The organism is Pseudomonas putida (genome assembly GCF_028682635.1).
GTDB classification, from domain to species: Bacteria; Pseudomonadota; Gammaproteobacteria; order Pseudomonadales; family Pseudomonadaceae; genus Aquipseudomonas; species Aquipseudomonas putida_AE.
On sequence record NZ_JANHLK010000023.1, the window covers coordinates 17,978 to 30,658 of the forward strand.

At 64.1% G+C, this 12,681-nt stretch carries 8 protein-coding genes; 7 read left to right on the top strand and 1 reads right to left on the bottom strand.

Annotated features, from left to right (window positions below):
- Window positions 1–109: 109 nt before the first annotated feature.
- From NPS56_RS23635 to NPS56_RS23650, 4 genes are all read left to right on the top strand, one after another.
- A complete protein-coding gene (locus tag NPS56_RS23635; RefSeq protein WP_274076865.1) occupies window positions 110–1,936 on the top strand; it encodes a DUF1302 domain-containing protein in 1,827 nt (608 codons plus the stop codon).
- A gap of 11 nt (window positions 1,937–1,947) precedes the next feature.
- Window positions 1,948–3,285 (top strand): DUF1329 domain-containing protein, encoded by a 1,338-nt coding sequence (locus tag NPS56_RS23640; RefSeq protein WP_274076866.1) that lies wholly within the window; start codon window positions 1,948–1,950, stop codon window positions 3,283–3,285.
- A gap of 155 nt (window positions 3,286–3,440) precedes the next feature.
- Complete coding sequence (locus tag NPS56_RS23645; protein ID WP_274076867.1) at window positions 3,441–4,790, top strand: DUF1254 domain-containing protein; 1,350 nt, start codon at window positions 3,441–3,443, stop codon at window positions 4,788–4,790.
- The gene (locus NPS56_RS23650) at window positions 4,787–6,172 is read left to right on the top strand and encodes a DUF1254 domain-containing protein (protein ID WP_274076869.1); all 1,386 of its coding nucleotides are present in this window, start codon (window positions 4,787–4,789) and stop codon (window positions 6,170–6,172) included. The genes NPS56_RS23645 and NPS56_RS23650 overlap by 4 nt, the downstream gene beginning before the upstream one ends.
- A 104-nt stretch (window positions 6,173–6,276) precedes the next feature.
- Here the strand turns inward: NPS56_RS23650 and NPS56_RS23655 are convergent, their stop codons facing one another.
- The gene (locus NPS56_RS23655) at window positions 6,277–8,250 is read right to left on the bottom strand and encodes an alkyl/aryl-sulfatase (RefSeq protein ID WP_274076871.1); all 1,974 of its coding nucleotides are present in this window, start codon (window positions 8,248–8,250) and stop codon (window positions 6,277–6,279) included.
- A gap of 137 nt (window positions 8,251–8,387) precedes the next feature.
- Here NPS56_RS23655 and NPS56_RS23660 point away from each other — a divergent pair, with 137 nt between their 5' ends.
- Genes NPS56_RS23660 through NPS56_RS23670 form a run of 3 tightly spaced genes read left to right on the top strand, consistent with a single transcriptional unit; the run spans window position 8,388 to window position 12,592 of the window.
- Window positions 8,388–9,056 (top strand): ABC transporter ATP-binding protein, encoded by a 669-nt coding sequence (locus tag NPS56_RS23660; RefSeq protein ID WP_274076872.1) that lies wholly within the window; start codon window positions 8,388–8,390, stop codon window positions 9,054–9,056.
- 1 nt (window position 9,057) lies between these two features.
- A complete protein-coding gene (locus NPS56_RS23665; RefSeq protein WP_274076873.1) occupies window positions 9,058–11,529 on the top strand; it encodes an ABC transporter permease in 2,472 nt (823 codons plus the stop codon).
- Window positions 11,519–12,592, top strand: coding sequence for a lipocalin-like domain-containing protein (locus NPS56_RS23670; RefSeq protein ID WP_274076874.1), 1,074 nt, complete (start codon window positions 11,519–11,521; stop codon window positions 12,590–12,592). The genes NPS56_RS23665 and NPS56_RS23670 overlap by 11 nt, the downstream gene beginning before the upstream one ends.
- Window positions 12,593–12,681: the final 89 nt, after the last annotated feature.

The following is a 12,681-nucleotide window of genomic DNA, read 5'->3' on the forward strand; positions in this document are numbered from 1 at the left end:
AGTAGATCGGATACAGCCGATGATTGCTTTTTGTCAGTCATCGCTTGCGTGTGGACGATAAGGCTCAGGCACCGTGACCAGGCTGAGTAATCCTGACCGGAGCCTAATAATGATAAGAAAACGCTCGGCCACAGCCACAGTCCGCCAACGACTGACCCGGCCTGGCCACCCCCGCCCGCAACCCCTTGCGCTGGCTATCCTTGCCGTACTGGCGGGGCCTGCATCCGCGACCACCTTCGAGATCAACGAAGACTGGAGCCTGTCGACCAAGACTGCCCTGAGCCTGGGCAGCAGCTGGTCGACGCAAAACCCCGACAAGAGCCTCATGACCCGCGCCAACGCCTTTCGGGCCCAGGGGGTGCAGGCCAACGGCACCAGCGTCAGCGCCGACGATAACCGGCTGAACTTCGAGAAGGGCGACCCCATCTCGCAGGTCTTCAAGGGCCTGACCGATTTCAGTCTCGATGGCCAGGGCCAGGGCGCGTTCCTGCGCTTCAAATACTGGTACGACCACGCCTACGAAACCCGCCAGGCGCGGTTCAAGGATTTTGACGATTCAGGTTGGGACGACCTGTCGAAGTTCAAGGGCTTCGAGATGCTCGACGCCTATGTCTGGAAGGACTTCCAGGTGGCCGAACACCCCCTGAGCGTGAAGGTCGGCAACCAGGTGTTGTCCTGGGGCGAGTCGCTGCTGATCCAGAACGGCATCAATGTGATCAACCCGCTGGACATCTCGGCCTTCAACCGCCCCGGGGTGGAAATCAAGGAAGGCCAGTTGCCGGTGGAAATGGTCTCCTTCAGTTTCGGCCTGACCGATACCACCAACCTCGAAGGCTTCTACCAGTACAACTGGAGGCCCAGCGTGTTCGATGGTTGCGGCACGTTTTTCGCTGCCAGCGACGTGATCCAGAAGGGCTGCGGGCCGTTGTACCTGAGCCAGACCCTGACCGACCAGCAGATGCAGGCCGCCGGTTTGTACGCCACCTCCCGGGGCAATGAATCAGCGTCGGACAACGGCCAGTTCGGTTTCGCCCTGCGCCAGATGATCCCGGCGCTGAACGATGCCGAAGCGGCGATCTACTTCATCAATTATCACTCGCGGCTGCCGTACTTCACCCTCGACGCGAAGAACATCGGTGCGCGGGGGACATTCCCCGGCGGCATCCAGGCGCCGAGTTATGCGGCGGCGTTTCCGGAGGACATTCGCCTGTACGGCATCAGCCTCAACGGCGTCGAACCGATCAGCGGGATTTCCCTGGCCGGCGAGGTGAGCTATCGGCCGAACATGCCGCTGTCGATCAACGCGCCGGACGTCAATGTCGCGGTGATTTCCGGTGCGGCAGGCAGTTCCTGGGTGGAGTTGCCAGCCGGGTTCAACGTCAACCGAGGCGATCGTTTTGACGCGTGGGAGCGCAAAGGCGTGTGGCAGATGACCGCTTCGGCGACCCAGGCCATCGATAACGTGCTGGGTGCCACGCGCCTGAACCTGTTCGGCGAGGCCGGCGTGGTGCACATCGACGACCTCGGTGATGAGCGCCTGGGTCGCAGCGCCGCGTTCGGTCGCAGCTCGACGCGCAACGGCACACCGTGCAACACCGTGGCCTCGGGTGTGACCAACCAGTACTGCACCGACAAGGGCTTTGCCACCGACTGGTCGTGGGGCTATCGCCTGCGCGCGAGCCTGGAATACAGCGACGTGCTGCCCGGCATCAACCTGATCCCGGCACTCAACTGGCGGCATGACGTCGAGGGGTATTCCTACGATCCGCAAGGGCCGTTCCAGGAAGGCCAGCAAGCCCTGGGCGTGAGCCTGACCGGCGTCTACATGAACGATTACAGCGTGGAACTGGCCTACAACGCCTTCTTCGGTTCCAACGACTACAGCACCCTCGACGACCGCGACTTCGCATCCGTCAGCTTCAAGGCAGACTTCTAAGGAGAACCGTTATGCGTATGCAATTGTGCGTGCTGGCCCTGGCCTGCAGCGTCGGCCTGGCCCAGGCCAAAGGCACCGATTCGGCTGCCCTGGGCAAAAACCTGACGCCCATGGGCTCGGAAATGGCGGCCAATGCCGACGGCAGTATTCCGGCCTGGAGCGGTGGCCTGGCGAGCAACGCCGGGACGGTCGACAGCAAGGGCGGCTACAGCGATCCCTACGCCGCCGAAAAGCCGTTGTTCACCATCACCGCGCAGAACCTGGCGCAGTACCAGAAGTTTCTCAGCCCCGGGCAAATCGCCTTGTTCAAGCGCTTTCCCGACAGCTACAAGATGAACATCTACCCCAGCCATCGCAGCGCCAACCTGCCCAAGGAAGTGCTGGCGGCCAGCCGCGACAACGTCGCCAAAACCAGCATGGCCGACGGCGGCAATGGCTTGCACGACTATGCGCGGGGCATTCCGTTTCCGCTGCCCACCGAAGGCCTGGAGGTGATGTGGAACCACATGACCCGTTATCGCGGCGGCAGCTACGAGCGCATCAGCAGCGCCGCACTGGTGCGTGAAAACGGCGCCACCAGCTACGTGCGCAACCAGTCGCTGATCAACTTCGCCGACACCGTGGGGGGTCTGGAATCGGGCTCGAACATTCTGTTCATGTTCAAGAGCCGGGTGCTGGAACCGGCGCGCCTGTCCGGTGAAGCGGTGCTGGTGCATGAACCGATCGACCAGGTGGCCGAGCCGCGTTCGGCGTGGCAATACCTGCCGGGCCAGCGCCGTGTGCGTCGCGCGCCGATGATCGCCTACGACAACAGTGCCCGCTACAGCAACGGCCTGATCACCGCAGACAACATCGACGGCTACAACGGCGCGCCGGATCGTTTCGACTGGAAGCTGGTGGGCAAGCAGGAGCTGTTCATCCCTTACAACAGCTACAAGATCGGCAGCCGTGACCTCAAGTACGACGATGTGATCAAGCCCAACCACGTCAACCAGGACCTGGCCCGCTACGAGAAGCATCGGGTGTGGGTGGTGGAGGCCACGCTCAAGCCGGGCGCCCGGCACATCTACGCCAAGCGCCGGTTCTACGTGGACGAGGACAGTTGGCAGATCGCCCAGTCGGACCAGTACGACAGTCGCGGCGAGCTGTGGCGCAGCGGTGAGCTGCATGCGATCCAGCAGTACGACCACGGCTTCACCTACAACGTGCTGGAAACTTCCTATGACCTGATCTCCGGGCGCTATTACGCCGGTGGCCTGGCCAACGAAGAAACCGAACCGATGCGCGTCGGCTTCGCTGCCAAGACCGACGACTACACCCCGTCGGATCTGCGCCGCTGGGCCAAATAACCCGAAGTCACCGCAAACCCAATGTGGGAGCGGGCTTGCTCGCGAAGAGGGAGTGTCAGTCGACTGCGATGTTGTCTGACACACCGATTTCGCGAGCAAGCCCGCTCCCACAAGGGAATGGTGTTTGCTGTCGTTTATCTGCAAGGAGACCTACCGTGCGCCACTGGATATCCGCACTCGCCCTGGGCGCAAGCCTGGGCACCGTTCACGCTGCGATCCTCGATCAACCGCAGGCCAAGGCGCTGGCGCAGGAGGCTTATGTGTTTGCCTTCGCCACCGTCGAGCACGACAAGGTGCTCAGCGCCATCGCCGCCAAACTGCCGTTCAACCGGCTCTACAGCGAGCCGCGCCTGCTCGGCCCGCAGGACAACAAAGTGGTGTCGCCCAACAACGACACCTTCTATTCCCGCGCCTTGCTCGACCTGCGCGGCGAACCGCAGGTGCTGCAAGTGCCGGCGGTGCAGGGGCGCTACTACAGTTTTCAGTTGATCGACATGCGCACCGACAACCTCGACTACATCGGCACCCGCGCCACCGGCAACCAGGCCGGGCGCTACCTGATCGCGGGGCCGGACTGGCAGGGCGATGTGCCGGCCGGTTTCAGCGGCGTAATTCGCTCGCCGAGTCGCCTCGTATTTTTGCTCGGGCGCACCGAAGTCAAGGGCGAGGCCGACCAGCAAGAGGCAGCAAAAGTGCTGACCGGTTATGCCTTGCAGCCGCTTTCAAAAGTGATCGCCGCAAACGCTCCCGAGGTGCTGCCAGCGCTGCAACTGCCGGCTTATCAGGACAGCAAGCAAGGTCCGGCCGCTGCTCTGTTCAACACCTTCAATGCCCTGGCGCCATTGCACCGATGGACCGCCCGCGAACAGGAAAAACTCGCGCGCTTTGCCGCCATCGGCATCGTGCCCGGTGCGGCGTTCGAGGCGCCGGCAGGACTCGGCGCAGCGATCGCCCAAGGCGCCGAAGCCGGCCGCGAACAGGTGCGCGCCGCGTCCAGCCAGCTCTCGGTAGAGCAACAAGGCTGGTTTCGCTCACCGACCAACGTCGGCAAATTCGGTGACGACGACCTGACCCGGGCGGCGGTGGCCTGGCGCTACATCTACGCCAACGATGCCGTGGAAGCGGTGTACCCGATGGCGCTGCACGATGTGCAAGGCCAGGTACTGGACGGCCGCCATGTCTATCGCCTGCATTTCCCGGCCGGGCAATTGCCGCCGGTGAATGCCTTCTGGTCGCTGACCTTGTATGACGGCAAGACCCAGTTGCTCGCAGCCAATGCGATCCAGCGTTACGCCCTGGGCGATCGCAGCCCCGACCTGCGCCATGACGCCGATGGCGGATTGACCCTGCTCCTGCAAACCCACGCACCTGAGGCGGCGCAGCAGGGCAACTGGCTACCGACGCCGGAAGGTCCGTTCAATTTGCTGTTGCGCCTGTACCTGCCCAAGGCCGGAGCGCTCGATGGCAGTTATCACTTACCCACCATCGTGAGGGTCGAGCCATGAACGGGATCTTCACCCGTCGCCGTTTGTTGGGCTGCATGGGCGTACTGGGCGGCAGCCTGATGTTGCCACGGGGACTGTTCGCCGCCGATTCCGAGGACCTGCGGGGCATTGCCCGGGAGGCGTGGATCTACGCCTACCCGATGCTCATGCACTACCAGACGCTGGAAAAACAACTGCTAAACCCCGCGGCGCCGGAGTACGTCGGCGGCTTCAATCGCTTCCGTCACTACAGCGAGCTGTACACGCCGAACAACCGCGAAATCGTCACCCCGAACAACGACACGCCTTATTCCTGGACCTGGCTCGACCTGCGTAGCGAACCGCAGGTGTTGAGCGTGCCGGCGGTCGCCGACAACCGCTACTACGTGCATCAGTTGGTCGACCAGTACACCCACAATTTTGCCTATGTCGGCGTGCTCAGCACCGGTCGCGGGGCAGGGGACTACCTGATCGCCGGGCCGGATTGGCAGGGGCCGACACCGGCCGGGATCAAGGCGGTGCTGCGCAGCGAAACCGCGATCGTCATGGTGCTCGGGCGCACCGGGCTGCGAAGCGCCGACGACTTGCCCGAGGTGCGCGCGTTGCAAAAGCAGTATCGATTGCGCGCCTTGCACGAATACACCGGCGGACCCTCGCCCGCTGTGGCGCCGGCGATTGTCTGGCCGGCGTGGGACAGTAAAACCGGGTTGGGACCGGACTTTATCGCGGTGCTCAATCACCTCCTTACGCTGTGCCCGAAGCAACCGTCCGAACAGGCTTTGCGCGCACGTTTCGCGCGGATCGGCATCGTGCCCGGCCAGGGTTTTGATCTCTCGGTCTTAGCCGCGGATGAGCGTCAGGCACTGATCGCCGGCATCCAGGATGCCCAGGCTCAACTGCAAGCGGCAGTGGCGCGGGTGCGTAGCACTGTCGGCCTGTTTGGCAACCGCGAGGCGATGCGGGGCAATTACCTCAACCGCGCCGTCGCGGCCCATGTCGGCATCTACGGCAACAGTGTCGAAGAGGCGTTCTATACCGGCACCCGCCAGGACAGTCAGGGGCAGCCATTGCAGGGTGGGCGGCGTTATCGACTGCGTTTCGCGCCGGGGCAACTGCCACCGGCCAGCGAGTTCTGGTCGTTGACATTGTACGACTTGCCGGACCGGCAGTTGGTGGCCAATCCGATCGATCGTTATTGCTTGAGCAGTCGGGATCGCTTGCAGGTGGATGGCGATGGTGGGTTGACGTTGTTGATGCAGACCTCAGCCCCGCAGGAACAGAGCAACTGGTTGCCGACGCCGGCGAGTGGGGCGTTTACCCTGGTCCTGCGGTTGTACGGGCCTGAGCGGCAGGTGATCGAGCAGCAGTGGCAGATGCCTGTGGTTGCAGCGGTTTCTGTATAATCCGATAGACCGCTTTCGCGAGCAAGCCCGCTCCCACATTGGACCTGTTTCATTCACCGGATCGTGTGTGGGAGCGGGCTTGCTCGCGAAGGGCGCGACGCGGTTTACGGCGTAACGATATTGAACTGCGGCCCAAAGGTGTCGAGGCTGCCCATCAACTCCCCAAGCTTCTTGCCATTCCCTTGCAACTTGACCAGGCCCTTCTGTATCGCTGTCGGGAAATCCAGCTGCTTGAGGCTGATCTGTTCAAGCGTCGCCTTGCTCATGCTGACCCCGGCATCGGCCTCAGGGTTGAGCCCAGTGCGGTGGGTGAGTACGCCATTGCGCAGGGTCAGGTTGAAGTCCCTGTTCGGTTCTTCGAAGCTCCAGTTCACCGTCATGTCATGGCCGACGGCCTTGTCGCTGTCCAGGCGAATCGCCAGGAAGTCGAAGAACATTTCCGGGGTCATCGCGCGCACCATGTCCACCGACACCGAGGTGCCGGCATGTTGCGGCACGCCATTGCGCAGCTCCATCGCCCCGGTCAGGTACATGTTGCGCCAGGTGGCGTTTTCGCTCTGATAACCCAGTTGCTCCAGGGACTCGGCCTGCGCCTTGCGCGCGTCGCCGTTGTCCGGCTCGCTGAACAGCAACTGATTGCCCAATTGCGCGGCCCAGCGGTAGTCACCCTTTGCCATGGCGGCGCGCATCTTCTCCAGCACGGCCGCGCCGCCACCCATGGCCTCGACGCTGCGCTTGGCTGTCTCCACCGGCGGTAGCGGATTGAGGTTGGCCGGGTTGCCGTCGTAGAACCCCAGGTAGCGCTGGTACACCGCCCGTACGTTGAAACTCAGGGAGCCGTAGTAACCACGGGTGTACCACTTCTGGTCCAGCGTCCCCGGCAATTTCTTGATGGCGTCGGCGACTTCCAGCGGCGTCAGGCCCTGGTTCAGCAGGTGCAGGGTGCGGTCGTTGAGGAAGGCGTACATGTCGCGCTGGTCGGCCAGGAAGGTGCGAATCCGCTCGCCGCCCCAGGTCGGCCAGTTATGCTGGGCGAACAGCACGTCGCTCTTGTCGCCGTAACGTGCCAGGCTGCTGTCCAGGTACTGCGCCCAGGCCTTGGCGTCACGCACTTGCGCACCGCGCGGGGTGAGGATGTTGTGCATCATTTGCGTGGCATTTTCCGCCATGCACAGGGCACGCAACTGTGGCAGGTAGAGGTTCATTTCCGCCGGGGCTTCGGTGCCCGGGGTCAATTGGAACTCCACGTCCAGACCGGCAATGGTGCGGGTTTCCAGTTCTTTTTCGATCAGGTCGGTGGGCGGGATCAGGGTGATGGTGCCACCGCTTGGCGTGCTCTTGCCCAGACCAGCGTCCACCTGGCCTCGTTCGCCACGGGGCAGCAGGCTGCCGAACTGGTATTGCGCCCGGCGGCTCATGGCGTTGCCGGCGAACACGTTCTCGCTCATCACGTGTTCCATGAACCCGGTCGGCGCGAACACCTTGACCTTGCCGGCCTTGACGTCGGCCTCGTCGATCACCCCGCGCACGCCGCCGAAGTGGTCGACGTGGGTGTGGCTGTAGATCACCGCCACCACGGGTTTGCGCGGGCGATTCCGGTAATACAGGTCGAGTGCCGCCTTGGCGGTTTCGGCCATGGTCAGCGGGTCGATGATGATCAGCCCGTCGTCACCTTCGATGATGGTCATGTTGGCCAGATCCAGGCCGCGCACCTGATACAGCCGTGGGCTGACTTCGAACAACCCGGCATGGGCACTGAGCTGGGCCAGGCGCCAGAGGCTCGGGTTGACCGAGTCGGGGGCCTGGTCCTTGAGCAGGAAGTCATAGGCCTGGACGTCCCAGATGACCTTGCCGGCCGCGTCCTTGACCTGGCCCTTGAACGGCGCGATCAAGCCCTTGCCGGCCGACTCGAAATCAGTGCGATCGCTGAAGGGCAGTTGTTGCAGCACGGCGCTGTTGCTGGCGGCAGTTTGCGCGCTGGCCGCCACAGGTGCATCGGCGGCATAAACCGATTGCGCGAGGCACGCAGTGATCAGGCAGGCCAACAGGCCGCGGGGGCTCAAAGTGAAACGAGGCATGGCGTCTCCGTTTTTTATCGTTATGGTTAGACCAGCTTCGAGGGTAGGGCGGTGGCCGGGCAGTGCCACAATCGGTAACGGACAAAAACCATTCCGGGCCGCTATTCTTGGCCCACGCTCATCGAACGGGTTCTCCCATGCTTGAAGTCCAGGGTGTCTTCAAAAGCTACGCCACCCCGCAAGGCCCCTTGCCGGTGTTGCAAGGTGTCGACCTGACCCTCAAACCCGGCAGCAGCCTGGCGTTGATGGGCGAGTCGGGCAGTGGCAAAAGCACCTTGCTGCACCTGATCGCCGGGTTGGACAAGGTCGATCGCGGCAGCATCCGCAGCGGTGAACACCGGCTGGAGCAGATGAACGAAGGGCAACTGGCGAGCTGGCGGCGCAGTGAAATCGGCCTGGTGTTCCAGCAGTTCAACCTGATCGGCAGCTTGCGGGTGGAGGACAACCTGGCGTTTCAGGCGCGCCTTGCCGGCCGCCATGATCCGCGCTGGCAGGCGCATCTGGTGCAGCGCCTGGGCTTGGGCGATTTGCTGCGGCGCTATCCCGAACAGCTCTCCGGCGGCCAGCAACAACGGGTCGCCTTGGGCCGGGCCCTGGCCTCGCAACCGAAGTTGCTGTTGGCCGACGAGCCCACCGGCAGCCTCGATGAAGGCACCAGCGACGAAGTGCTGAAGTTGCTGCTGGAGCTGCTCGACGACAGTCCGACGACCCTGCTGATGGTCACCCACAGCCCCAGCGTGGCGGCGCGAATGGCCGAAAAGGTGGTGCTGCACGGCGGTCGGCTGGCGACTGTGGACGAACGCTGAGATGCGCATTTTTCGCGAAACCCTGCGCGCGCTGCTCAGTCATTGGCGACAGCACCCGGTGCAGTTTTTCAGCGTGCTGACCGGGCTGTGGCTGGCCACCAGCCTGCTCACGGGGGTGCAAGCGTTGAACAGCCAGGCGCGGGACAGCTATGCCCGGGCCAGTCAGCTGATCGGCGGCGAACCCCAGGCCAGCCTGAGTGCGCCCGCTGGCGGGACTTTCCCGCAGCAGTGGTTTGTCGACCTGCGCCGCGCCGGTTGGCCGGTGTCGCCGGTGTTGCAGGGCCGGCTGACGCTCAAGGGCCATGAGGACCAGCGCCTGCAACTGATGGGCATCGAGCCCGTTTCGTTGCCGACCGGGTCCGAGGTGGCGGGGCGGGCATTGGCCATCGAGCAGGTTGTCGAGTTTTTCACGGCGCCGGGCAGCACCTGGATTTCACCGCAGACCTTGCAGAGCCTGGGGCTGACGGAAGGGGAGCGGCCGTTGGCCTTGAACGGCCAGGCCCTGCCGCCGCTGCACGCTCAAGCGGATATGGCGCCGGGGGTGTTGCTGGTGGACATCGGGTTTGCCCAGCAGATTCTCGGTTTGCCGGATCAGTTGTCACGTCTGCTGCTGCCCAGGGATTTCACCGCGACGCTGCCCGATCCGTTCAAGGGGCAACTTCAGCTCAAGAGCAGCGGCGAAGAAAACAATCTGGCGCGCCTCACCGAGAGCTTTCACCTGAACCTGGACGCCTTGGGATTCCTGTCGTTCGTGGTCGGTCTGTTTATCGTGCATGCCGCGATAGGGCTGGCGCTGGAACAGCGTCGCGGTTTGCTGCGGACCCTGCGCGCCTGCGGGGTCAGCGCGCGGATGCTGATCACCTGCCTGGCCGTCGAACTGGGGGGACTGGCCCTGATCGGCGGTGTGGCCGGGGTCGTCAGCGGTTATCTGCTGGCCAGCGTGCTGCTGCCGGACGTCGCCGCCAGCCTGCGCGGCTTGTACGGCGCCGAAGTGGCGGGGCAGTTGAGCCTGAGCCCGTTGTGGTGGCTCAGCGGCGTCGGCCTCAGCCTGTTCGGCGCGGCACTCGCCGGTGCCAACAGTCTGTGGCGTGCAGCGCGCTTGCCGTTGCTCGCCCTGGCCGATCCGCAGGCTTGGCATCAGGCCCATGCGCGCTGGTTGCGTCGTCAGGGCTGGGTGGCGGCGCTGGCCTTGGCCATTGCGTTGCTGGCCTTGCTGCGCGGAGATAGCCTGGCCAGCGGTTTTGTGCTCATGGCCGCGTTATTGCTGGGGGCCGCGCTGGCGTTGCCGGTGGTCCTCAATGCCGTGCTCAATGGGCTGACCCACCGCAGTTCTTCGGTGCTCGGCCAGTGGTTCGTCGCCGATTGCCGGCAGCAACTGCCGGCCTTGAGCCTGGCGCTGATGGCGCTGCTGCTGGCCCTGGCGGCCAACATCGGCGCCGGCAGCATGACCGCCGGTTTCCGCCAGACCTTCAGCAACTGGCTCGAACAACGGCTGACCGCCGAGCTCTACCTCAATCCCCAAAACCCGGCCCAGGCTCGGGAGATGTACGACTGGCTCAAGCAACAACCGCAGCCGACGGCGGTGTTGCCCAACTGGCAGGTCTCGATTCAACTGCAAGGCTGGCCGGCGGATGTCTTTGGCGTGATCGATCACCCGACCTATCGCCAGCACTGGCCGTTGCTTGAAGCCCTGGACGACAAGCCCTGGGATCGCCTGGCAGCGGACGATACGCTGATGCTCAGCGAGCAACTGGCGCGGCGCTTGAAGGTCAAGCTCGGCGATCACCTGACGATCGCCACGCCCAACGGCCCATGGTCGCCGCGCATCGTCGGGGTCTACGCCGACTACGGCAATCCCAAGGGCCACCTGCTGGTCAACGTCGATCACTTGTTGCGCGGCTGGCCGCAACTGACGCCGAACCGCTTCAACCTGCGCATCGAGCCGGCATTGATAACGCCGTTCGTGACCGCGCTGCAGGCACGCTTCGCCCTGGAGGACAGCCGCATCGTCGATCAGGCCCGGCTCAAGGGCTGGTCGACGCAAGTGTTCGAGCGCACCTTCGCCGCCACCGCCGCGCTCAATAGCCTGACCCTTTGCGTGGCCGGCGTGGCGCTGTTCATCAGCCTGCTGACGCAAAGCCAGAGCCGTCTCGCGCAACTGGCGCCGCTGTGGGCGCTGGGCGTGACGCGCCGGCAACTGATGCTGCTCAACCTCGGGCAAACCTGGCTGCTGGCGCTGCTGACCCTGGTGCTGGCGTTGCCCTTGGGCATCGCGCTGGCCTGGTGCCTGGACGCGGTGATCAACGTCCAGGCCTTCGGTTGGCGCCTGCCGCTGCAGGTGTTTCCCCTGCAATTGCTGCAGTTGATGGCGCTGGCGTTGCTGGCGACCTTGCTGGCGTCGGCGTGGCCGCTGTATTCGCTGTATCGCACGCAACCGGCGGACCTGCTGAGGACCTTTGCCCATGAGGATTAAGCTCGGGCTCTGCCTGGCCGCAGCGCTGCTCGCCGGTTGCGATCAGCCGGCGCCAGATGAAAAGGGCTTCGCCGGCCTCGGCAATCAAGCGGCCGCGTTTACGCCCGTCATGCCTGGTCGGGTGTTCAGCTTCCCGGCGGATCATGGCCCGCACGACGGTTTTCGCATCGAATGGTGGTACGTCACCGCCAACCTCAAGGATGAGCAGGGCCGCGAGTTCGGCGCGCAGTGGACGCTGTTTCGCAGTGCCTTGAAAGCCACGCCCGAGGCGTCCGGCTGGAGCAACCAGACGTTATGGCTGGGCCACGCGGCGGTGACCTCGGCCTCGGTGCATCACGCCGCCGAGCGTTATGCCCGTGGCGGCGTGGGACAGGCCGGGGTGAGCCTGACGCCGTTCAACGCGTGGATCGACGACTGGCGTTTCAGCAGTCAGGCAACGGGCGCCGATCCCCTGGCCGACCTGCAACTCAGCGCCCGCGACAAGGCATTCAGCTATCAACTGCGGCTGACCGCGAACCGACCGCTGGTGCTCCAGGGCGACAAGGGTTTCAGTCAGAAATCCGAACAGGGCCAGGCGTCCTATTACTACAGCCAGCCGTTTTTCCAGGCCAGCGGCACCCTCGAGATCGACGGCCAGCGCTTTCAGGTCAGCGGCCCCGCATGGCTCGACCGGGAATGGAGCAGCCAGCCCCTGACCGCCGACCAGAGCGGTTGGGACTGGTTTTCCCTGCACCTGGACAGCGGCGAGCAGGTGATGCTCTATCGCATGCGGCAAAAGCACGGCGAACCGTACCTGACCGGCACCTGGATCGACGCTCGGGGCCAGACCGAAATGCTCAATGCCGACGAGATCCGCCTCACCCCACAGGACAGCGCCCAGGTGGCCGGGCGTTCGATGCCCGTGCGCTGGTCGATCCAGATCCCCGGCAAACACCTCGACATCGTCATCAGTGCGCTGAATCCCAATGCCTGGATGGATTTGCGTATTCCCTACTGGGAAGGGCCGGTGCGTTTGAGCGGCAGCCATGGCGGGCAGGGGTATCTGGAAATGACCGGTTATTAGAATCAAAAGATCGCAGCCTGCGACATCTTTCGTCTTCTCCCAATCAACCGGAACTCCACGCGGCGTCCACCCCTCTACCGTACGAATGC